This is a genomic window from Aphanizomenon flos-aquae FACHB-1287, from assembly GCF_014698755.1.
Lineage (GTDB): Bacteria > Cyanobacteriota > Cyanobacteriia > Cyanobacteriales > Nostocaceae > Dolichospermum > Dolichospermum flosaquae.
Genome location: NZ_JACJTO010000010.1, coordinates 1 through 24,093, shown reverse-complemented (window position 1 = coordinate 24,093; position 24,093 = coordinate 1). Strand labels below are relative to the sequence as shown.

Annotated in this window: 19 protein-coding genes and 1 tRNA gene; 9 read left to right on the top strand and 11 right to left on the bottom strand. The window is 37.2% G+C overall.

Annotated elements, in window-relative coordinates:
• Positions 1-246: 246 nt before the first annotated feature.
• On the bottom strand, positions 247-594 hold the full coding sequence (locus tag H6G44_RS07030; RefSeq protein ID WP_190385601.1) for a Tse2 family ADP-ribosyltransferase toxin: 348 nt from the start codon (positions 592-594) through the stop codon (positions 247-249).
• Between the two features lie 201 nt (positions 595-795).
• The gene (locus tag H6G44_RS07025) at positions 796-999 is read right to left on the bottom strand and encodes a hypothetical protein (RefSeq protein WP_190385600.1); all 204 of its coding nucleotides are present in this window, start codon (positions 997-999) and stop codon (positions 796-798) included.
• Positions 1,000-1,814: 815 nt separating this feature from the next.
• On the opposite strand from H6G44_RS07025, the gene tatC reads away from it, so the two are divergent.
• The 4 genes from tatC (at position 1,815) to H6G44_RS07005 (ending at position 5,037) form a co-directional block, all read left to right on the top strand.
• Positions 1,815-2,609, top strand: a complete 795-nt coding sequence (tatC, locus tag H6G44_RS07020; protein WP_190385599.1) for a twin-arginine translocase subunit TatC — start codon at positions 1,815-1,817, stop codon at positions 2,607-2,609.
• A 247-nt stretch (positions 2,610-2,856) separates the two neighbouring features.
• A complete protein-coding gene (gene pdhA, locus H6G44_RS07015) occupies positions 2,857-3,894 on the top strand; it encodes a pyruvate dehydrogenase (acetyl-transferring) E1 component subunit alpha (protein WP_190385598.1) in 1,038 nt (345 codons plus the stop codon).
• A 139-nt stretch (positions 3,895-4,033) separates the two neighbouring features.
• Positions 4,034-4,903: an aldose epimerase family protein gene (locus H6G44_RS07010; protein ID WP_190385597.1), complete on the top strand. Its 870-nt coding sequence runs from the start codon at positions 4,034-4,036 to the stop codon at positions 4,901-4,903.
• 62 nt (positions 4,904-4,965) lie between these two features.
• Positions 4,966-5,037 (top strand) — tRNA-Lys (locus H6G44_RS07005).
• Positions 5,038-5,048: 11 nt separating this feature from the next.
• On the opposite strand, the gene H6G44_RS07000 is transcribed toward H6G44_RS07005, so the two are convergent.
• The 3 genes from H6G44_RS07000 to H6G44_RS06990 all read right to left on the bottom strand — a co-directional run bounded on the left by H6G44_RS07000 (position 5,049) and on the right by H6G44_RS06990 (position 11,862).
• Positions 5,049-6,350, bottom strand: coding sequence for a tetratricopeptide repeat protein (locus H6G44_RS07000; RefSeq protein ID WP_190385596.1), 1,302 nt, complete (start codon positions 6,348-6,350; stop codon positions 5,049-5,051).
• Positions 6,351-6,572: 222 nt separating this feature from the next.
• Entirely contained in the window at positions 6,573-9,671 is a 3,099-nt protein-coding gene (locus H6G44_RS06995) for a plasmid replication protein, CyRepA1 family (RefSeq protein WP_190385595.1), read from the bottom strand.
• A 352-nt stretch (positions 9,672-10,023) separates the two neighbouring features.
• Complete coding sequence (locus H6G44_RS06990; RefSeq protein ID WP_190385594.1) at positions 10,024-11,862, bottom strand: serine/threonine protein kinase; 1,839 nt, start codon at positions 11,860-11,862, stop codon at positions 10,024-10,026.
• 208 nt (positions 11,863-12,070) lie between these two features.
• Here H6G44_RS06990 and H6G44_RS06985 point away from each other — a divergent pair, with 208 nt between their 5' ends.
• Positions 12,071-12,565 (top strand): hypothetical protein, encoded by a 495-nt coding sequence (locus H6G44_RS06985; protein WP_190385593.1) that lies wholly within the window; start codon positions 12,071-12,073, stop codon positions 12,563-12,565.
• Between the two features lie 204 nt (positions 12,566-12,769).
• Here H6G44_RS06985 and H6G44_RS06980 read toward each other — a convergent pair whose 3' ends face one another.
• From H6G44_RS06980 to H6G44_RS06960, 5 genes are all read right to left on the bottom strand, one after another.
• Positions 12,770-13,048 (bottom strand): hypothetical protein, encoded by a 279-nt coding sequence (locus tag H6G44_RS06980; protein ID WP_190385592.1) that lies wholly within the window; start codon positions 13,046-13,048, stop codon positions 12,770-12,772.
• A gap of 86 nt (positions 13,049-13,134) precedes the next feature.
• Positions 13,135-14,130 (bottom strand): aspartate carbamoyltransferase catalytic subunit, encoded by a 996-nt coding sequence (locus H6G44_RS06975; RefSeq protein ID WP_190385591.1) that lies wholly within the window; start codon positions 14,128-14,130, stop codon positions 13,135-13,137.
• Positions 14,131-14,390: 260 nt separating this feature from the next.
• Positions 14,391-15,740 carry a magnesium transporter gene (mgtE, locus tag H6G44_RS06970; RefSeq protein WP_190385590.1) on the bottom strand — a complete coding sequence of 450 codons (1,350 nt, stop codon included), beginning with the start codon at positions 15,738-15,740 and terminating at the stop codon, positions 14,391-14,393.
• 544 nt (positions 15,741-16,284) lie between these two features.
• A complete protein-coding gene (locus H6G44_RS06965; protein WP_190385589.1) occupies positions 16,285-17,406 on the bottom strand; it encodes a ferrochelatase in 1,122 nt (373 codons plus the stop codon).
• A 151-nt stretch (positions 17,407-17,557) separates the two neighbouring features.
• Entirely contained in the window at positions 17,558-18,622 is a 1,065-nt protein-coding gene (locus tag H6G44_RS06960) for a mannose-1-phosphate guanylyltransferase (protein ID WP_190385588.1), read from the bottom strand.
• Positions 18,623-18,953: 331 nt separating this feature from the next.
• Between H6G44_RS06960 and H6G44_RS06955 the strand changes: the two genes are divergently transcribed.
• A complete protein-coding gene (locus tag H6G44_RS06955; protein ID WP_190385587.1) occupies positions 18,954-20,459 on the top strand; it encodes an LCP family protein in 1,506 nt (501 codons plus the stop codon).
• Positions 20,460-20,613: 154 nt separating this feature from the next.
• On the top strand, positions 20,614-21,114 hold the full coding sequence (locus H6G44_RS06950) for a pentapeptide repeat-containing protein (protein ID WP_190385586.1): 501 nt from the start codon (positions 20,614-20,616) through the stop codon (positions 21,112-21,114).
• 28 nt (positions 21,115-21,142) lie between these two features.
• On the opposite strand, the gene H6G44_RS06945 is transcribed toward H6G44_RS06950, so the two are convergent.
• Entirely contained in the window at positions 21,143-21,307 is a 165-nt protein-coding gene (locus H6G44_RS06945; protein WP_190385585.1) for a hypothetical protein, read from the bottom strand.
• On the opposite strand from H6G44_RS06945, the gene murJ reads away from it, so the two are divergent.
• Positions 21,301-22,905: a murein biosynthesis integral membrane protein MurJ gene (gene murJ / locus H6G44_RS06940; RefSeq protein ID WP_190385584.1), complete on the top strand. Its 1,605-nt coding sequence runs from the start codon at positions 21,301-21,303 to the stop codon at positions 22,903-22,905. The genes H6G44_RS06945 and murJ overlap by 7 nt on opposite strands.
• A gap of 102 nt (positions 22,906-23,007) precedes the next feature.
• On the top strand, positions 23,008-24,093 hold a 1,086-nt coding region (locus tag H6G44_RS06935), incomplete at its 3' end, for a tetratricopeptide repeat protein (RefSeq protein ID WP_190595360.1).

Genomic DNA, 24,093 nt, shown 5'->3' with positions numbered 1-24,093 from the left:
GTAGTATCTATTTTCGGATTCAGACTATCGTTTAAACTATCATCTATTTTTTTACGAAGTGATGATAAAAACATTATATCATTCCCTAGATCAGAAACTTCATCTTCATATTCATCCGAGTCTTCAATTTGATTGATTCTTTCTTGGTATTTGACCATCAAATTATCAACAGCTTCAATCATGAATTTGATGTCTTTAAATGATAAATCCATAGCTAATTCCTTCCCATGATGACTGTAACTATTATTAATTAACTTTAGAGAAATATGTGCCTATCTGTTGTAATGCTTCTTTATAATCCTCCAATGGCATATCTTGAATGGGCTTCCACAGCCAATGATTATCATAGTCATTAACTAATTCTAGCTGTTCTGGTATTTTTGTTCCTGCTTGTAATTGCCACCAATTTTTACCATAACCTGGATCAGCAAATGTTGATATTCCACCTGTTGATTCCCCATCTGCTAACGTGGTCACAACCCATACTTGTCCATCTTTATCATAGCAAGCAATATCCTTATCAGGGCGAACATTATCCATTCTGGGAGAACTGGTATTTCCTTGTCTATAAAGAGTAATTGGTGTGTTGTCCATTAAGTGGGCTTTTAGTCTTTAATTTGTGTATTAAATAGTATAATACTTGACAAAAAACTATTACTAGAGATACTATCTATTTATTCTAAATAATATACATTTTTACTTTGCGCCTTTGCTCCTTTGCATCTTTGCGCGAAACAACACATAACTACCAAGTTGAATCATTTAAAAGATAAATGTCTCAAAAACAGAATAACATCAATCACGACATTTACCTCTACGAAAACAGTCCCCTGTTTGATCATCTCTAGCAGACACATTAGCTACTGGTTGTGATTGGATATTATTTTGGCTGCTTAATTGAGTATTATTTACGAATAGCTTGTTACCTGCAAAACAAGCATTGGTATTGCATAGATAAACTGACAATACCACTAGTCCCAAACCAATTATATTATTCATATCGGTATAAATTCAGGCTTATATTGCGTAATCAGCAACATCATCTTGAGTAAATGAAAACTCCTTAATCTACTAATAATTCGGAAAATTGCTAGAAAAATTCTGTTTGTAGTATCAAATTAGACACTACAAAAGATGCAACTTTAGGGTGCATTAGTCTATTCCTGTCTATTCAGTCTGGAAGTAAGTCTAGATTTTGACTGGGTTTTCACCCTCGTATATCTTTGACTTATCCGAGACTGAGATAAACAAGTTGTTGTTCTCATTCATTTACAGATCAAAATTAGACCCGTAACTGCTAAATTTACTCTTACCCCCCCGGTAGAGTGAATTTAGCCACAAGATAACGTTATAGATACTTATGCAAATCTAATGAGTAAAACCCGGAAAAAAGTTTTTTTTACCAGAAACAAATATAAATATTGCCCGTCAATATAAGAAATACTGTAAAAAATATACTCTTTAATTTTTTTGCCGTTATAGCTTATGTGTATACAAGCTTAAAATACCTTTTTATAATAAGTTATACAGCCATTTAGTAATTCATGGAATCATATTTTGCTTGTTATTAATACTGATTTACCAGGTAGTAGTAATTTGGTAATCCGCTCAACAATATTTGTAATAATTAATACTCAAATGCCCTGAAGCTATAAATGGAAAAATAAAAATAAATATCCAAATGCTACCGAAAATCAATAGGACTATTTTTCCAAGTTAATTACAACTTCAAGGGTTTTTGAGCGTATTCCTAATAAGAGTGCCAAAATAGTTAACGAATATTGCCTAATAAATGTTTCCCACTGTTCTTACTCATGACCTCTTCCCAAGACATAGATACCATAAATTCGCCCAATTTAGACCCAGACCCATCGGAAGAACCATCTATTAACCCGCTAGATGAGTTACCCGGGGAAGTAGAAATGTCTATTTTTGACCACTTAGAGGAGTTGCGACAAAGAATTTTTTATTCCCTCATTGTCGTGGTGGTGGGTATTGTCGGTTGTTTTATCGTCGTCAAACCCCTGGTACAATTACTGGAAGTTCCTGCTCACGGCGTTAAATTTCTGCAATTAGCTCCTGGAGAATTTTTCTTTGTCTCCATGAAAGTTGCCGCCTATGGTGGTTTAATCTTAACTACACCCTTCATTCTCTATCAAATCATTCAGTTTGTCCTTCCTGGTCTCACTGTGCGAGAACGTCGTTTAGTCATTCCTGTGGTGCTGGGTTCAAGTATCCTATTTCTAGGAGGATTAGTATTTGCGTATATTGCTCTTATCCCTGCTGCTTTACAATTCTTCATTAACTATGGTGCTGATGTTGTGGAGCAACTTTGGTCAATTGACAAGTATTTTGAATTTGTGCTGTTATTATTATTTACCACCGGACTAGCATTCCAAGTTCCAGTTATTCAAGTATTGCTGGCTACTTTGGGGATTGTTTCTTCAAAAATCATGTTAAAAGGCTGGCGTTATGTAATTATGGTATCAGTAATTTTAGGGGCTATTTTAACACCTTCTACTGACCCTCTAACCCAAAGTCTTTTAGCTGGCGCTGTTTTAGGGCTATACTTTGGGGGAATTGGACTGGTCAAACTCACGGGAAAATAATTTAAGTTGTTAGTTGTCAGTGGTTAGTTGTCGGTTGTTTTTTAACTAGTAACTTACGTTATAAAATTACGTTAATTGTTAATAGCTATGCAGAAAGCCAGTTATCCTGATTGTTACCCTATAAAATAGGTTTTGATCAATTAATTAAATTAATTAATTTAATTTTGTCAACGCTGGCTAATTTATCGCTAACGTAATCTAAGGACAAACTTAACCTGAACTTTTACAATAGGAATATTTCACAAGCATGATTCAAGAGCGCGTATTACCCACATTTAATCACGCCACAGTCCAAATCACCAAAGAAGAAGGATTGGGCTTATACGAAGATATGACATTAGGGCGTTTATTTGAAGATAAATGTGCCGAAATGTATTATAGAGGAAAAATGTTTGGTTTTGTTCACCTGTACAATGGACAGGAAGCGGTTTGTAGTGGCATTATCAAAGGTGCAATGCGTCCTGGTGAAGATTTCGTTTCCAGTACCTACCGTGACCATGTTCATGCTTTAAGCGCTGGAGTACCCGCACGAGAAGTTATGGCGGAATTATTCGGTAAAGCCACGGGTTGCAGTAAAGGGCGCGGTGGTTCTATGCATATGTTTTCTGCGGAACACCGGTTATTAGGGGGTTATGCGTTCGTTGCTGAAGGTATTCCCGTGGCTGCTGGTGCGGCTTTCCAGTCTAAATACCGTCGGGAAGTTCTGGGAGACAAAACCGCAGACCAAGTGACCGCTTGCTTTTTTGGCGACGGTGCTGCTAATAATGGTCAATTTTTCGAGACGTTGAATATGGCAGCTTTATGGAAATTGCCGATTCTTTTTGTGGTAGAAAATAATAAGTGGGCAATTGGTATGGCTCATGAACGCGCAACTTCCCAACCCGAAATTTACAAGAAGGCCAGTGTATTTAACATGGTGGGTGTGGAAGTGGACGGAATGGACGTTTTAGCAGTCCGTCAAGTGGCTCAGGAAGCCGTAGCCCGTGCTCGTGCTGGTGAGGGTCCGACTTTAATTGAAGCCATGACCTATCGCTTCCGAGGTCACTCTCTGGCGGACCCCGACGAACTCCGCAGTAAGGAAGAAAAGGAATTTTGGTTTGCTCGTGACCCTATTAAAAAGTTAGCTGGTTATTTGCTGGAACAAAATCTGGCCACGGAAGCAGAACTCAAAGATATTGAGAGGAAAATTCAGGGTATTATTGAGGAAGCAGTTAAATTTGCTGAAAGTAGCCCTGAACCTGACCCTAGCGAGTTATATCGCTTCATTTTTGCTGAAGACGAGTAAATTAGGGACTGGGGACTGGGTAATAGGTAATGGGTAATGGGTAATGGGTAATTGGTAACTTCTTTACTTCACCTCCTCCTGACAACTGACAACTGACAACTGACCACTAACCACTAACAACTGACAACTAACCAAATATATGTTTACCATTGACATTCAACAAAGACAATACAAAACCTACATCTTATCGGATAAAACCGCTGGTACAAAAATAGAAGTAGTTCCAGAAAGAGGCGGTATCATTACTAGTTGGCTGGTTCAAGGTCAAGAAATTTTCTACATGGACGCTGAACGCTTTACTCATCCTGATTTGAGCGTTAGAGGAGGTAATCCCATTTTATTTCCTCTTTGCGGTAATTTACCTGATAATACTTATAATATTGATGGAAAACCGTATACTATTAAACAACATGGTTTTGCGCGGGAATTGCCTTGGACCGCAATAGAGCAAAATACACAAGACAAAGCCAGTGTTACCGTAGTTCTCAACAGCAATGAAGAAACAAAGGCCGTTTATCCTTTTGATTTTCAATTGGCTTTTACCTACGAACTCCAAGGTAATACTTTAGCAGTCCGTCAGGAATACAAAAATCTCTCCTCCACACCCATGCCATTTTCCGCTGGTTTCCACCCTTATTTTCTCTGTGGGGATAAAAATCAGCTAGAAGTGGAACTTCCCTCTGGAGAATATCAAGATAACAAAACCAAGGAATTTAACGCCTTTAACGGCAAATTTGACTTTAATCAAGATGAAATTGATTTTGCTTTTGGTGGACTAACCGCTCAATCTGCCTCTGTCACAGATAATAGCCGCAAATTCAAGCTCACCCTCGATTATGATGATTTTACCACCTGGTTAGTATTTTGGACTGTGAAGGGCAAAGATTTCTATTGTCTAGAGCCTTGGAGCGCCACCCGCAATGCCTTCAACACGGCTGAAAATTTGACTGTGTTAGCACCAGGATCTAGTTGTACTGCGGCTTTCCAACTAACAGCAAATTTTTTCTAAAAAACCCTTGACAAAACCATGGTTGCTTATGGTATATTGATAAAGTTGGAAAAGCGGCGAAAGGGTGGCTAACTCAACGGTAGAGTACTCGGCTTTTAACCGATTTGTTCCGGGTTCGAATCCCGGGCTACCCATTTTTTGAAAGTTACAATTTTGTAATTAGATTGGTTATCTCCTGGTAATATTGCTTATTTCCTGTGTGAAAATAGAGGTCAGCAGCCTTACGGAAATCATTAATTGTATCTACTTGATTCCCTAATTGTCTATGTATGTCTCCTCTCACTAAATAAGCTAAAGGATAACGCGGTTGTAATTGTATTGCTTGGTTTAAATCTGTTAATGCCGTATTTAATTCTCCTAGAAGAAACCGACTACGACCACGATTAAACCAGTCCTCAGCTAAATTAGGGTTAATACTGATTGCTTGAGTATAATCTGATATGGCTTTTTCATAGTCATTGAGGGCATAACGGGCATTAGCGCGATCGCTATAAAACACAGCGGACTGGGAATCTAATCGTAAAGCCTCAGTAAAATCACTAATTGCCTTAGTAAAATTCTTTGCTATATAATGACTAATTCCTCTGTGGTAATAAGCAGCTAAAAAATCAGAATCTATTCTCAATGCTTGGTTATAGTCTTGAATAGCCATTTGTATATTACCTAACAGCTTATAAGCATCACCTCGCTTGCAATACGCTGGAGCAAATTCTGGAGAGATATCTATAGTTTGGGTATAATCCGCAACTGCATTAATAAAATCCTGCATAGCTTCCCGCACTATGCCCCGTCCATAATACGCTGTAGCCAAACTGGGGTTAATTTGTAATGCTTGATTATAGTCTTTAATTGCATTTTCATAATTGCCCATTTTGTGATGTGTATTAGCTCGAAGACTATAGATAAAAGCCAAACTGGGATTAATGTGTAATGATTTATTATAGTCTTTAATAGCATTTTCATAATCTCCTAAATTACTATAAGCTAAACCTCGTTCATAGTATACTTGGATATCATTAGGAAATATTTGTAGTGCTTGATTAAAATCAGAAATTGCTTGCTGATAATCTTGAAGATAGGCATAAATCAAACCTCGATTATAATAAGCTGCACTAAAATTAGGATTAATTTCTAGTGAATGATTATAATCAGCAATAGCATTTTTATATTCTTGTAAAGCATAGTAACTATTGCCTCGATTATGGTAAGCTTCAGCAAAATTAGGGTTAATGTTTATAGATTGATTATAATCAGTAATAGCTTTTTCATAATTACCTAAAATATGAAATATGTTACCGCGATTAATATAAACCATTGAAAAATTAGGATACAATTTTAAAACTGCATCAAAATTAGCAATTGCTTGTTGATAATTACTATGCTGATAATGTTCTAAACCCTTTTTGTGTAAAGCATTAACAACATCAAAATTGATATTTTCATTCATAAATATTAATAGATATAAAGAGGGACGGGGAAAAAATTGTTTGTAATTTACAAGAACGCAAAATAGATTTTACCACAGATAGAGATAGATACCTTACTTCTTTGAAAGATCTGAATATTCTGGATATATCGTTTCCCAGTTTAATGAAGTACAAAGCAATTTATTCCCTGTTTCCTAAAACTAAAAAACCTTGTACCTCACGAGCATGGGAACTACTATATTTTAACTTGTGAGTACCGCTTCATGTTGACACTTTTTAGGAATATCAGTTATTTCATATTCCATATAATGTAAAGAATTTAATATCAAATCATCACGATTTTGCCAAACTGCAAATATTTTATCTCGACCATCATTGAGAGTTTCTAAGTCAATTTTATAACTATCATTAACTTCTTGTAATTTCAAACCCAATAACCCTAAAAGTCTGCTCAATACCTTCATTCCCGAAACAGGTTTTTTACCTGCAAATAAGTCAATTCCTAAGGCTCTTTTAATGTGTTTACTACTTTGTCTAGCGACATTTTTTAGCCAAATTAAATCAGCGTCATTTTCACTAAATACCCTTTCTAATTCCAGAAATTGCATTACTCCCAAAGCTCGCATAGCTTCGACTTTCAGGGTATAAGTTCTTAAATCTGGGAGAAAAACCTGACCTTCACCCCATAATAATTGTTGACTCCATTCTTGCTGATCTTTAACATGAAAATATTCACTTTCATGAGTTAGATAATAATGAATTAATAATTGTCCATAATATCCTTTTTCATCTTGTAATTTAAGCTCAGGGGTAACTACAATTCCATACCTTTGTTTGAGAATATATTTATCAACTTGATAACGTTCTGGATTACTAAGAGAGTGTTTAGTTAGTAGTTGTTCATATTCCATGTCATTAATATCCTTAGCAGTAGCGACAGAATTTGCTGCTGCTAATTGATTTTGCTGTTTAATTTCTTTGATTTTGCGTTTAATTTCCTTAGCTTTTTGAAGACTTTGTAGCCAATCTTTTTGCACCTTAACAATTTCTAAAATTAACCGTTTACGATTTTCTAAATCACTAGATTCAGTAGCAAAAAATGCCAAACGCAAATCACGAAGAATATTATTTTGAACTTCATTACTGCGTATTTGAATTTGATGACCATCAGCTATCAATCCCTCTTGCATTGATTGACGATAAAGACGAATAGAAGCATTTACCCTTGCAGATAATTTTGCCCAAGTCCGTAAATGAATGGGATCATAAACTAGAGGTAAATCTACATCTATTTTATGCAATGGACTTAATAAAGCTAAGTTTTCTTTTTGATTTTCTTGATACCAATGAGATAGTAACCGATAATTTGTACTCCCACTTCCAATTAAGCCAATACCCCGTTTAGCACACCAAATCACACGGGGAATATTATCCCTTACTCTTGCTAAAGCTTGACGGGCTTCTGAGTCAGGAATTACCCCTTGAAAAATGCCATAAACTCTGTCAAAATGTTGAACATCAATACTAATTCCTGTTCCTAAACTAGGGGTAACAAAAACAGTATTATAATTAGTAATTTTTTGATTAATAGCAGCTATCAAATCAACTGCTGCATGACCAGGTGTATTCGTAGTATGACTGCTAACTACTAAAGTATCAGGAAATTCTCGTCTGAGTTTCTGTAAACGTTCTTTAAGATAACGTTCAACAGTTTCACAACTGTAGCGGCCAGAACGACTATCGGTAGTTACATAACATTTGCGTCCAGCAATTAGATCTAATTCTAATTGATGAATTAGGGGGGTGGGATTAGGTGAATCATAAAAAGTTGTATCCCAACCTTTTTCCGGTTTCCATTCATTGACAACTACCCAAGGAGTTAATTTAATTCCTGCTAAAGTCTGTAAATACTCTAAAGATACATCTGATAAATCCGCATCTTGGGCAATTATCAAACCTCCAGTTGTGAGAACTGTAGAAATTAATTGCTGAAAAATGCGGAGAATTTTAACTCGTTTTTGTTTACAGGTATTACTGTTAAGTAAATGCCATAAAGATTGCTCAACTTCATCTAGAATTAATATTGCACCATGCCAATCTTCGGGTTTTAATTTCCAAATTGAATCTACACATAATCCCAAAGATGGTGTAATTATTAACGGATATTTAGCAGGTAATTCATCAGCTTTTATACTCCATGCTTCATGTTCAATTCCCCATTTAATCCCGATTTTTTCAGATAAGAAACGTCCTAAAATAATTCTATGGGTAATTAATAAAACTGGTTGATTTTGGCTTTTTGCTTGTTGAACAATATTTTGTAATGCTGTGGTTTTACCTGTACCTTTGGCTGATTTTACTCCAACTAAGCCAGAGGTAGGAAAGGCAATTTTTCCCAAATAAGGACGGTTAACAGTAAGTGCAACGGGAATTGTTAATTCCGTGTGGGGTTTTGTGTGGGCAAGATAAATATCTAAATCTACACTTTGACGATAAATTTTATCGAAGTACGTTGTACCTTTGGTAATGATAAATTCATCAACTCCCTTTTCTTTTCCAGGCAGTTCTACAACTTTAACACGGCAATTTTGTTGTTGAAATAAACAACCTAATTGAGAAATAGCATTATTGACAGCCGCGATTTTTTTGGCTTGAGTTTCAAAATCAAAACAAATATAAAAGTTGCGTTTTGTAGTTGTAAATGTTTCTAAATCAGGTATTAATTGCCGACGGGTAACTTTGCCAAATTCATCTTTAATCACTCGATAACCGCTATTAATACCAGGAATAGCAATAGCAACATATCCTTGACTTAAAAGAGACGCAGCTTTTTTCACACCTTCACAAATGACTATGGATATTTTATTTTTAATTATCCATAACCAAAAACCTTCGGCTTCACCATCATGATTAATAATGATATTTTCCGGTAAACTTAAATTGTAACGTTGTCCGACTTGTTGCCAAATTTCTAAGGATATGCGTAAACAAAAAATGCGTGTGGGTGTGCTAGGAGGATGTTCATATTTAATTGATTTGCCTTTTTGATTTTGTCGCGGTTGGTTGGGTTTAAAACATCCCCATTCCATCTTTTGCCAGTCATTGAGGGGGTCGAGTCCAGAACACCACCAACCACCTTCCGTAATGTGATTATAACGCTGTAACCAAGCACTTTTAATCATCCCTGTATTGGTGCGAGGGAGTTGCTTAGAAATTAGCAGATATTCATACGCATTGAGGCCTTGAAGCGATTGAAAATTTAAATTAATTAAGTCAAAGTTTATACCACTACTTTTGACTAATTCTTCAAGGTGTTGTGGATGTAAAGAGGGCAAATGCATAAGCTGAAGCAGCTAGGAAAGATAACGAAAATAAAACCTTAGCACGGCTAGGCTGATTTTTTATAAAAGAAATTTTAAAATTTCAGTGTTATATTTTTGACTTTGTTTGTATAAATACTTCTGTAAATATATCAAGCTCTAATTAGGGTTATGAAACCGTAGAAACAATAAATTTGTATTGTGATATTTATACATATATAATTTTTATTTATAAGTATTTGCCATCAGTGCTGGTTAAGCAGGTGGGTCAGGTGGGTGCAGTGTGGGCTAAAAATAGACAAGACTCTTAGCTCACTTTTAGCGACTTATTAAACTGAGAATTTATTCCCAAAGAGCTATAGACAACGGCTTATTAAACCCCTTCCTTTGGTGTTGGGGAAGAAGTTGGTTGATTTTTCTGGGGTAATGCCTGTTTAGCAACATTATCAGCAGCTTGTTTAAACATTGGCTCTAATTTATCACGCCAGTATTTAATATTAGGTAACTTTTCAGGATGATCTCGATAAGCTAAAACCTGATCCCATTGACCATTATCAATGGCTTTATTAATATCCTTAGCTAAGGCTTCTGCTTTTGCCCAATCATTTTGCCATTGATTAACAGTATTAACCGTTTCTTTAATCCCAGAAATAGCATTTCCTGAAGTTGATTTTAGTAAAGCAATTGCTCCTTGTAAATCTCCCGATTCAAACTTTTCTCGAGCTTGTGCCACCGTTTTATCTTTATTTTCAGTAGCGGCTGGAGTTGGTTTGGGTGCAGGAGTTTCTACAACAGGTTTTGGTGAAACTTGAGGAACTGGACGGGACGCAATTAAAGGACTATCGTCTACAGTTTGAATAGCTAAACCTTGATCTCGACGACAAGAAATCCATTTTTCATGATTAGAAATTACATCAGAATGCGCCCAAGCCAAGCGACCAGATGAAAGTTTAATTTCTACCCAGCCTCGATTTGTGCGTTTACCTGTCACCTCAAATTCACTGGCTGCACCCAAGGTTTTTAAAATATTATCAGAATTGATAGCACTGGGTTCGGAACGGATATTAGAATTAGCCGTAACTACAGCCATACAATTATTTGTTGATTTGCTATTTTCTCCCGTCCAATTAACAGTTAAATTCTTCAAGTTGGGATATATATTTGTAAATAAAGCCGCTATACCACCTGTTAATAATATGCCAATTAATAAAGGTAAAGGATCTGGTTTATTAGATTCCTGGGAAATATGTTGTTGGGGTACAGGTTGAGAAGGAACATGATGAATCGGAGCTACCGCCATTGTTTTCTGCGTTAATATTGAAGCTAGGTTTGGTGGAGATTGATAAATAATTTGAGGGGATAAGGGGACTGGGGACAATTCCTGGGTGATATCTACTAACTTTTGACAAGCTTGTAACGCTTCCCTTGCAGTTTGATAGCGTTCTTTGAAATGGTAACGCACCATTTTAGTTAAAATGCCTACTAAATCAGGATTAATCGGAATTAAATGCTGCCAGTTAATTTCCCCTGTATCTGGATCTTCTTGTAATTGATTAACCGGAACACCTGTTAAAGCTTGAATGGCAATAATCCCTAAAGCGTAAATATCACTATTAGGACGGGGTTTCCCTTGTCCCTGTTCTGTTGGCATATAACCAGGCGTGCCAATAGCAACTGTAGCTGTTTGTTGTCCCCCTACCAAAACTAAAGGACAACGCAATTGTTTAACTGCACCAAAATCTACTAAAACTAATTTATAATCAGCTTCACGGCGAATAATATTGTCGGGCTTAATATCGCGGTGAATCACACCTTCTTGATGAACAAACTCAAGAATACTCAAAATTTCCACCAGCATTTGCACAACTTGGGCTTCACTCCAAGGCTGGCCGGGAATGAGTTCCTGAGCAAGAGTATGTCCGTCAATAAATTCTTGGACTAAAAAGAATTCTTTATTTTCGTCAAAATAAGCTAAAAGTCTGGGTATTTGCCCATGGTTACTCAATTTTTCTAAAGTCTCGGCTTCGCTATTAAACAGCCTTTTAGCAGTAATAAAGATATTAGGGTCAGAATTAGCTGGTTTTAGGTGTTTCACTACGCAGATGGGATTACCTGGCCGTCTGGTATCTTGGGCAATATAGGTTTGACCAAATCCCCCCGTCGCTAAAATGCGAATGACTTGGTAACGATTATCCAGCAATTTCCCGATCATAATTTCCCTCCCCAGCCTCATAGCTTAATTTTCTCATTAATAGTCAATATCTCCAAAATTCCTTTCCTACAATCAGGTATCTTAAGAAAAGATTTAAATTAGAAGTATTGTCAGTTGTTCGTTGTCAGTTGTCCGTTGTCCGTTGTTCGTTTTTAAATTACCACAGAGCATTTATTAATTTTGCTATCAGTATCCCTATTTACTAGCTATGTTACCTAAGATAACTAATTCTACCTCATGGCAACAAGCCGAGATCTTGATGCAACCTGCTTTTATTCGTGTGATTGATAATATTCGCAAGCAGCTTGATGTATGTGACTGGAAAGGGACTTATCAAGATGTGTTGACTTGGCCTGCTAACACTACTGATGAAACCAAAGCCTTGGTAACTCAGTTAGTGCAGAACATGGAAACCGCAACAATAGCACAAATAGAGGAAATTAAAAAAACTCTGACTAGTTTGCCCATGCCTTATCCAGGATATCACTTACTTTTACAACGTCAACAGGAACAAGTAAATATAGATTTGTGGGATTTGTGTTATCAAGTATGTTTTCTGAATTATAGTTCACAGAATACAGCAGTTGATATTGATACTAACTTAATTGATGAATATGGGGATGTGAATTGGCAATATTTAGAAAATAAAACTCAGGAATTGGTGAAACAGGTTTTCGCTAATTTACCAAAATTAAGCGAATAAAAGCCTGTCCATTGTTTCCCAGTTTAATGAAGTACAAACTAATTTATTCCCTGTTCCCTAAAACTAAAAAGTTGAATCATTAAACTCTTGTGGTGCGGGCATCTTGCCCGCTAGATATGTACCTGATAACACCGGGAACTGCTATATGTTTTTGGATAGAGTTGGGTTTCATGCTTCAACCCAACCTACAAGAAATGGATAAGTCTAGGATTGAGGAATCAAACTCATAATTTTATTCACATTATCCCAAACTATCCAGTTCATATTATTGTCTAAATTATTGGCATTATCAGTAACCCTAAAATAGAACTTATCCCCGTTTTTAAGCTGCACAGCAAAATCGGCATTTTGGGCAAAAACAACTATAAAACCTCTATACCGTAAGCAATACATCGCCCAATTTTTCAAAGATTGTTTCTGAGGTTCATGGGGAATGGGTGGGTTAGTAATTATCTCAGCGATGACTTTTAAAACTTTTTCCATTTTTGGATTTAACGAGAATCACAACGCATTTCTATCATAAACCTATGGGGGTCATAAAATTCCGAAAGTGACACCAGAGAGTTATATTAAGCCCTACCACTACCAATAAAATATAAAAGTGCCATTCGCACGGCCACACCGCTAGTTACCTGAGATTGAATTAAACTAAATTGGGGATCATCCATTAAATCAGAACTTATTTCCACCCCGCGATTTACTGGACCTGGATGCAATACTTTAACATTAGGTTTACAGAGTTTTAACTTAGTGCGAGTTATGCCAAATAGTTGATGATATTCTCTTAAACTAGGGAGTAAATTAGCAGTCATCCGTTCTTTTTGTAAGCGCAATGTCATCACAAAATCAGCATTTTCTAAAGCTGGTTCTAATTGCCAATGGGTAAATAAACGATGATTATTTTTGTCAATACCCAAATATTCGGCAAAGAATTTAGGTAATAATGTGGGAGGTGCAACAAGATGAACTTCTGCACCACTGGCAATTAAACTCCAAATATTAGAACGGGCTACACGAGAATGTAAAATATCTCCAACAATAACAATTTTTTTATCTTTTAATAATTCAATTCTGGGTTGTGCAGAGTCAATTAAACTACAAATAGTAAATAAATCAAGTAATCCTTGAGATGGATGTTCATGTTGTCCATCACCAGCATTAAGAACGCTAACTTTTACACCTAAACGATCCATTTCTTGAGCGATCGCTTGTGGTACTCCTGCTTCTTTATGGCGGATTACCATAATATCAGTTCCCATAGCTAAATAAGTTTTTGCAGTGTCAAGAATTGTTTCTCCTTTTGTCATAGAAGATGTAGCAGCAGAGAAATTTAGCGTATCTGCACTTAACCTTTTAGCCGCTATTTCAAAACTACTGCGGGTGCGAGTGGAAGATTCAAAAAATAAATTTGCTACTACCTGTCCCTGTAATGTTGGTACTTTCTTAGTGCGTCGTGATAGTACCTCTTGAAAAGAAGCCGCAGTTTGTAAAACTGCATTATATTCAGCCGTTGTGAAGTCAGCTAAAGTAAGAATGTGATGACGATTCCAAGTAGTAGTAGGCATTGAGATTTTAGATTTTAGATTTTGGTTTATTAGATAATTGGTAATGATGAAAAATATCTAATGATCCACAAGTGTTGAATCCTGCAATAAAACTTTACAATCTTTGCGTTTTACCCAGGTAAAATCCATTGTCTATTGAGAATAGAGTCATTAATTGACCAAATTTGGTATCACCAATACCAATGCACAACTTGGACACAATCCTCAAAATCTTAACATTCAACACTTCTGCTAATGATCAATTACCAATTATCAATCTTTCAAGATTGTAAATGAAATACCTTTAAAGCAATAGAAATCATACTGAGGAAGGTTAAAAAACCGATAGTATCTAGCATTGTTGTCACTAAAGGACCACTCATTAAGGCTGGATCTAGTTTTAAACGCTTTAAACCCATCGGTAACAAAGTCCCTAAAGTTACAGCCACCATCGTATTAGTAGCCATGACTGCCCCAGCTATTAAAGCTACCCATCTTTCTTGGGGTTTAGCCCAAATTAGGGAAAGGATAACCATTGTTATCCCTAAGGCTACAGCAGTTCCTAAACCAGCTAAAAGTTCCTTACGGAGGATTTTCCAGGTATCTTCTGGTGTAACTTCTCCCACACCTAAACCACGAATGGTCACGGTAAGAGCTTGGATACCAACAGTGCCACCTGTATTAGAAAATATGGGCATAATCACGGCTAGAACTGGTACAGCGGCAATCACTTCTTGAAAAGGAGCGATCGCACTGGCCGCGCCAATATATAATCCCATAATTCCCAATAACCAGGGTAATCGTTTGCGAATGGTGATGTGTGGGGGAGATAAGGCCTCTTCATCACCACTGACACCCGCCAATTTTTGGATATCCTCTGTAGCCTCTTCTTCTAAAATATCCACTACATCATCAATCGTAATAATACCTACTAGTCTATCTTCTCTATCAACCACAGGCATGGCGATTAAATCATAACGCTGCATAATCCGGGCAACCTCTTCCTGGGAAGTTTCTGTTCTCACTTTAACAACGTGAGGGCTGGCAATATCTTTAATTAAAACCTCAGGAAACGTAAACAATAGCTGACGTAAAGAAACTACACTAACTAATTTGCGGTTATCATCAGTAACATAGGCGTAATAAATTGTTTCCTTGTCTTGATCCTGCAAGCGGATTTTACTGAGGGCTTCACCAACCGTTAAACCTCGCCGCAAGCGCACATATTCTGTAGTCATGACCCGCCCCGCTGTCCCTTCTGGATAGCCGAGAATCGTCGCTGTGGCTTGTCTTTGTTCGGAACTGAGTTGTTGTAATAGACGTTTGACTACTCCCGCTGGTAGTTCATCAAATAATTCCGCCCGTTCGTCAGGACTCATTTCTTCAACCAAGTGGACTACCTGGGCATCGTGGAGGGAATTAATCAGGTCTTCCTGTACTTCTGTGGGTAAATATTCAAAAACATCTATGGCCTGGTCTTTATTGAGTAACCGAAAGGCAATTGCTCTTTGTTTTTCGGGTAGTTGGGTGATATATTCGCCCACGTCTACTGGCTGTAAACAATTCAGATCGGATTTAAGCTGATTTAAGTCAGCAATATCCAAGGAATTACGAATTTCCTGTGTTAGCATAATAGAAATCTCCTACAAGTCTCCCCCGCGCCAGGAGACTGTCTCGCCAGCTTAGAGGAGGATAATACTGCCATCTGTTGGACTTTTGTCCATAACCTCTTGTAAAATTGAATATCAATATGGAAAGCAATATCCCACTAAGTAATGATTTTAGCCTGGAATTTGCTTTTCCGATAGATGCTGCATCATATTGTCAGAGAATATCTTCAAAGTCTCTGATCATGGTATTAATAAATCTCAGATATCCGTAAATATCTTTAATAATTGGCAAGACTTTGAGGAATTTATTCCCTGGTAATTTTATCACAATTATACGGCGTTTTCCACTCTTATGAGGTACAAAGTTGAATCATCAAACTCTTGTGGTGCGGGCATCTTGCCTGTTAGATATGTACCTCATAACACCGTGAAGTGCTGTATGCTTGAGTAATTATTACCACAACTGCTCTAGGAAAGCCACAATTTTTAATGCCAAACTACTTAATTATCAACAACAAAATCCCCGACTTCTCTAAGAATTCGGGGATATAAATCTAGTAAATTACTAATGATGATGGTGATGATGAGTAATAGCTGAATGTGAATTAACAGCCATTCCTTCTGTTTCCATTAACTCTGCAATATGTACATTTGCCCATTCAGCAGCCATAGCTAAAAATTGGGGATGATCATTTACACAAGCCATTTGTAAATAATCTACATCTGAATGTTGTTTTTCCAAATCATGAATAATATGATGAACATCCAACAAAGTTTCATGATTTTCTGTAGCAAAACCAATCGGCATAAATAGAATTACCTTTGCACCCAATTGAATCAAATTTTCAGCAGCTTGGGTAGCATTGGGTTGAGTCCATTCTATTAACGGTGTATCGTGGTTTAACCAACCCACAGAAATTAATGGGTAATTGTTAATTAGCTTGTTTCTAACTAACTCATACATTCCTTGACTTTCATCAATTCCAGATGTAAAACCTTTAGCTTTATGAGGACAACCATGATTCATCAAGATAATCCCAATTTGCGAAGGTAAATAACCTGTAGCCAAATCAGTATGAATTTTTTCTTCTACCAAATGCGCCATTAAATCAATATATTTTGGCTCATTGTAGAACGAAGGAATATATCTTTGGGCTGTGATCCAATGTTCATCACCATCAGCTAATTCTACCAGGGCATTATTCACTTGTTCAATGGCAATACCACTAGTAAAAATGGAATCAACAACTAATAATGGATAAATCAGCAGTTTACTAAAGCCTTGATTTTTAATTTCCGCTAAAACTTGGTTTGGTAAAAAAGGAGCGCAGAAGTTAAATGCTTTGAAAACCTGAACACCATTACCCCATTTATGTTGTAATTCATGTTCAATCCCCGCTCTTTGTCTTTCAAAAATGGCATTGTGTGGGGAAATAAAATCATGGTGTGTGTGTCCCCATTCATGACGATCAAATAATGCCAAAAGCTTGGCTAAAGGGGGATAAATCCAAGTAGGAACAGGAGCAAATTTAGCCGTCAGTAAATTTAAAGCTTGTTCGTTATAGTTAGCGAAATCTTCATAGCTTTCGACTTCGCCATAGCCCATCAGCAACACGGCTACACGGTCTTTACTGGGTAAATGCTCGTGGCTATGGGTAGCGTGCAGTTTGTCCGGGGTTACAACCACAATGAGTTCCTCAAGATAACCAAAACAGCGAGATAACCCTAGAAAATCCCTAGATTATTTCTCTCACCTCGTAGCATGATATCCTATCCGGGGGGATAAGATAACTATAAACATAAAAATAATCTCAGCTATTTACCAGGAGTTTTAAATTTTACAACAAATCCGTAAATCGCTCATCACTTTGTAGGATTTTCAGAATTTGCTTAATTTCTTGGGTACGGTCTTTTTTAACTACCAGTGTAACATTGCGATCGCGGACAATCACCACATCTTCTAAACCAATGGTAACAATTACATCATCAGCATTGGAGGCATAAATAATCGCCCCTTGGGTATCTAATCCCAGATGAGTAGCAAGTTCTACATTAGGATTATCATCATGTTTCAGTAAACGTTCAATAGCATTCCAATCACCTAAATCATCCCAACCAAATGCTACCGGCAAAACATAAGCTAGACTGGTTTTTTCCATCAGTGCGTAATCTATACTTTTCTTAGGTAGCTGGGGATAAATACTAGGGCCATGTTGTTCTAAAGGTGCAATAATTTCTGGTGCATGGGTGCGTAATTCTTCCAGAACAACACCAGCTCGAAAAACAAACATCCCACTATTCCAACTAAACCGCCCCGTTGACAAAAAAGTTTCCGCTGTTTCCCGGTTAGGCTTTTCAGTAAACCGATGAACGTGATAAGCTGACAAACAGTTAAAACTTCCTATCTTTTCACCTTGCTCAATATAACCATAACCAGTTGATGGGAAATTAGGTTTGATTCCCAAAGTCACAATAGCCTCCCTACTATATGCCAAGTCAGTAGCAGCAGCAAAAGTTTCTGCAAATACCTCTAGGTCAGCAATCCAATGGTCAGCCGGGAAAAAGCCAATCATAGCATCTTCCCCGTAACGGTTTTTAATTTCCAGACTTGCCCAAGCAACAGCAGCAGCGGTGTCTCGACCCTGTGACTCAATGAGTAAGTTCGACTCTGGTAAATCAGGAAGTTGTTCTCGCACCCCTTGAGCAATGGGACTAGAAGTAATGACCCACAACTGTTCCCAACCACCAGATAGAGTTAATAATCGATCAGCGGTTGCTTGTAGTAAGCTTTTTGAGCTACCATCAAGGCTTAAAAATTGTTTAGGTCGGTCTAGTCGGCTCAAAGGCCAAAAACGCTCACCTTTACCACCAGCGAGAATCACAGGAAAAAATAAATTATTCATGTTGGCGTACACAGGTAATTGAGAATAATATACAGCAGGGAAGAGGAAAAACGGAACAGGTTTGAAAGTCAATTGTTATGTATAGCTTTGCTATTGAATTTTATACCGTTGATACCTTCAGTAAAACCTCATTTGTAAGTGTACATTTTGGAATTATTTCTACTGATGAATTTTCCCAATTTAGTATGTTTTAATTATTACTTATTAAAACCGTGAGGACAGCAATACCCAATAAAATTGTGCATCAACCTTTCACAAAATCTAAAATTTCCGCATTATTTGTAGCTTGTATTAACATACCTTTAAGGAGTGGTTGAGTGGGGAAAAAATTGTGATTAAACAAGTTAAATGGTCAGAAAATCGGGTAGCACCTCAACAAGTACCAACCCCAGAATCAGAGATGAAACATCCACCAGTTCAATGGTCAGAAAATCAGGTAATATCTCAACAAGAATCGGGGTCAACTTCAGCGGTAAAAGCAAAAACATCAGTTAACTCTTCTCCTAATGTTGTTGAATCTGTGGGGGCAATTCCCAACGAGATATATGATCGCTTAGGCTTATCCGTTCCCCGCTGGTTGTTGTGGGTATTAACCATTGTTTTAGGGATAATTTTATCTGGATTACTAGGATCAAGTTTGGCACTATGGACTCCTCTATGGAGTAATCTAGATCAAACTAAAGATGATGAATTCAGTTCTAATCAACAAGATCAAGTAAAATTACCTGCAGATCTATGGACGAAGCTTTCTCAGTACAATTTATCAAAACCCATGAATATTTTAATTATGGGTATTGAACCGGTATCGGGTACTGTAGACGGTTCACCAGAAAGTTTTGCTGGCAACAGTGATACCATGATGTTGGTGAGGTTAAATCCCAGTGATAAATCTATTCGCTTGCTGTCAATTCCCCGAGGAACAATGATAGCAATTCCCGAACAGGGATTAACTAAGGTATCTGAAGCTAACGCTAAAGGTGGTCCAGTTTTAGCAGCACGGGTAGTTAGTCGTAGTTTAAATAATGCTCCTATAGATCGATATATTCGCATTTCTACTAGCGGCCTGCGCCAATTAGTTGAACAATTGGGTGGGGTGGATGTATTTGTCCCTCAAACCATGAATTATCAAGATCAGGCTGGTGGTTTGTCAATCAATTTAGTTAGGGGTTGGCAAAATCTCAATGGTGAACAAGCAGAACAGTTTGCCCGCTTTCGTGAAGAGGGTATGGGGGATTTACCTAGAGTCCAACGACAACAGGCATTAATAACTGCCTTAATGCAACGTCTAAACAGTCCCACGGTTTTACTCAAGTTGCCCCAATTAACTCGCCTCATGCGAAAGTATTTTGATACTAACCTGAAAATGGAGGAAATGATGGCACTGGCCAATTTTTCCGTCAATATAAAACGGGATAATTTCCAAGCGGCCATGTTACCTGGTACTTTTAGCAAATTCAGTCAAGACCCCAATAGCTATTGGTTGAATATGACTGGTCAACAAAGCTTATTAAATGATTTCGTTGGGGTAAATGTAGCTGGTATTACAGCAGATAACAGACCTGTTTCTATCCAAAGAGTTGCTGTGCAAAATTCGACTAATCAACCCCAGTTAACGGAAAAAGTGATTAGTTATCTTAAGCAGAAAGGTTTTACTAATGTTTACGCAGTTCCAGACTGGCCAGATACTCAGCGCCAAACTCAGATTATTGCCCAAAAAGGCAACCGACAACCAGGAATTGATTTACAACAAGTTTTAGGTTTAGGTAAAATCGAGGTTTCGGGAAATGGTGATTTGGAATCTGACCTAACAATTCGCATTGGTAAGGATTGGAAATAGTCGGTTGTCAGTTGTCAGTTGTCAATAAAAAACAATTGACTATTGACAATAATATAAGAATACACCCCACCCCTGCTGTCGCGCACCCTCCCAGAAGCCTTGGGGAGGGTTGGGGAGGGAAAGGTTATCAATTCTTAAACAAATAAACAAATTTATGAACAGGATTTTGTTAAGATATTTAACTTTAATTTTTATTTTGGCGGGATTGTGTATGATCATGAATCCGCAAACAACTTTTGCTCAAGTTAATACCATTAATTACAATAATGCCAGTCTAGAAAATCGTGATTTCTCCTATACTGATTTTGTCGGTGGAACTTTTGTAGCAGCCGAAATGCGGGGAGCAAATTTCCAAGGTGCAAATTTAACTAACGCAATTTTTACCAAAGGTGTGTTATTAAAAGCCAATTTAGAAGGTGCAAATTTAACAGGTGCTTTAGTTGACCGTGTTACCTTTGATAGTGCTAATCTGAAAAATGCTATTTTTACAGAAGCAATTTTGTCCCGCAGTCGATTTTATGATGCAGATATCACTGGTGCTGATTTTACAAATGCAATCATTGACCGTTATCAAATATCTCTACTCTGTAAAAGGGCTGATGGTGTTAATCCTGTAACTGGTATTTCTACCCGCGATAGTTTGGGTTGTCGTTGAAACATTTATAACTAATTATCACTGACAACTAAGCTGTACTGTATTTAGTTTGTATAATTATGGCGGGCAAGATGCCCGCACCACAAAGTTCAAGTAAATTGTGGTTATCAAATTTAACAACTGACCACTGACCACTGACCACTAACAACTGACCACTGACAACTGACCACTGACAACTAATATTTTGTGACACAACAAGAAAAAAAAGCTGCTCGTTCTTTCGCTGGTATTGCTGGTATTGTTGCCGCAGCAACATTAATTAGTAAAGTATTTGGTTTAATTAGACAGCAAGCAGTCGCGGCTGCTTTCGGTGTAGGTGCAGCAGCTACAGCTTATAGTTATGCCTATATTATTCCTGGTTTTCTTTTAATCTTACTTGGTGGTGTCAATGGACCTTTACATAGTGCCATTGTCAGCGTTTTAGCTAAACACAAAAAAGAGGAGGCAGCACCTATTGTAGAAACAGTAACAACCCTTGTAGGTGGATTGTTGCTAGTGGTGACATTTGCTCAGATATTCTGTGCTGAGTATATTGTTGATATAGTTGGTCATGGCTTAGAAGCATCTACAAGAGCGATCGCTATTCGTCAAATTCAAATTATGTCCCCGTTGTCCTTATTTGCGGGCTTAATTGGAATTGGTTTTGGAACTTTAAATGCAGCTAATCAATATTGGTTATTATCAATTAGTCCATTATTATCTAGCATTACTGTTATTTTCGGTATTGGTATTTTAGGTTGGCAATATGGTAAACAAATTATTAATCCCGAATATGCTTTAATCGGTGGCATGGTATTAGCTTGGGGAACTTTAGCGGGAGGAGTTTTGCAATGGTTAATGCAATTAATTGTCCAATGGCGGTTAGGATTAGGGACATTACGACTAAGATTTGATTTTAAATCTCCTGGCGTTCAAGAAGTAATTAAAATCATGACTCCAGCGACAATATCATCAGGAATGATGCCGATTAATGTCGCTACTGACCTTTATTTTGCCAGTCCTATTGCAGGTGCAGCAGCAGGTTTTACCTATGCAAATCTTTTAGTACAAACTCCTTTGGGAATTATTTCTAATATTATTTTACTGCCCTTATTACCAACATTTGCTAAACTTTCTCACCCAGACAATTGGCCAGAACTAAAATTACGCATTCGGCAAGGACTTTTACTAACTGCTGTCACCATGTTACCTTTAGGGGCTTTAATGGTATCTTTATCTGAGCCAATTGTCCAGATAGTTTATCAAAGGGGAGCATTCAAACAAGAAGCAACTCAGTTAGTATCTTCTCTATTAATTGCCTATGGAATTGGAATGTTTGTCTATTTAGGGCGTGATGTTTTAGTCAGAGTATTTTATGCTTTAGGTGATGGACAAACACCCTTTAAAATTAGTACATTTAATATTGTTCTTAATGCTGTACTAGATTTATTATTAGTTGAACCTTTTGGTGCACCGGGTTTAGTTTTGGCTACAGTTGGCGTTAATTGTAGTTCCATGTTGATGTTATTATTTTTGCTAAATCGCAAACTTAATGGTTTACCTTGGCGGGAATGGTGTATTCCTATTTTGGGTTTAACTGGTGGTAGTATTATATCGGGTCTAGCTAGTTTTGGAGCTTTAATGGTTTCTCGTCAAATTTTGGGTAAACCCAATTTAATTACTTTATTAATAGAATTATCTATATCTGCTTTCGTGGGAATTGGTGTATTTTCTCTCATTGCTTCGAGAATGAATATTCCAGAGGTGAATACTTTTGTAATTAAGATGCGACAAAAGTTTTTGAAGAAATAAAATATTGTCGTGATTGTGATAATATCGTCTATGTAATGCCATAAATGCTCTGTTTTTTTATTGAGATAAAAAGGTCAAATTATGGCAAATATCTGAAAATATATGAGGAATCGCATATTTATTACTTTATTGCTGACTTTATCTCTAACTAGCACCACTCAGATTGTATTTGCTCAAAATACCGTCCAACAGCTATTTAAACAAGGTGAAACAGCGGAAGCAGTGGGTAACAATTCCCAAGCGGAGACGATTTGGCGTAAGATTTTGCGGGTTGAACCCAATAATGGCAAGGCTTATAACAATTTGGGTAATGCTTTACGACGACAGGGAAAATTAGCGGAGGCTTTAGCAGCACACCAGAAAGCCTTACAAATCAATCATAATGATGCAGAAGCTTATGTTGGCATAGGTAATGTATTAAATGCCCAAGGTAAGCCAGAGGAAGCTTTAGCGTACCATAAAAAGGCTTTACAGCTTAATCCTAAATTAGCTATTGCTTACAATGGTCTTGGCATTACCCTGAGTGACCAGAAGAAATTAGATGAGGCTGTTACTGCTTACCAAAAAGCTATTGAATTTGACCCTAAATATGCTGCTGCTTACTACAATCTTGGCATTGCCCTGTATGACCAGAAGAAATTAGATGAGGCTGTTACTGCTTACCAAAAAGCTATTGAACTTGACCCTAAAGATGCTAGTGCTTACAACAATCTTGGCAATGCCCTGAGTGACCAGAAGAAATTAGATGGGGCTGTTGCTGCTTACCAAAAAGCTATTGAATTTGACCCTAAATATGCTACTGCTTACTACAATCTTGGCATTGCCCTGTATTACGAGAAGAAATTAGAAGAGGCTGTTGCTGCTTACCAAAAAGCTATTGAATTTGACCCTAAATATGCTACTGCTTACTACAATCTTGGCAATACCCTGTATTACCAAAAGAAATTAGATGGGGCTGTTACTGCTTACCAAAAAGCTATTGAATTTGACCCTAAATATGCTACTGCTTACTACAATCTTGGCAATACCCTGTATTACCAAAAGAAATTAGATGGGGCTGTTACTGCTTACCAAAAAGCTATTGAACTTGACCCTAAATATGCTATTGCTTACTACAATCTTGGCAATACCCTGTATTACCAAAAGAAATTAGATGGGGCTGTTACTGCTTACCAAAAAGCTATTGAA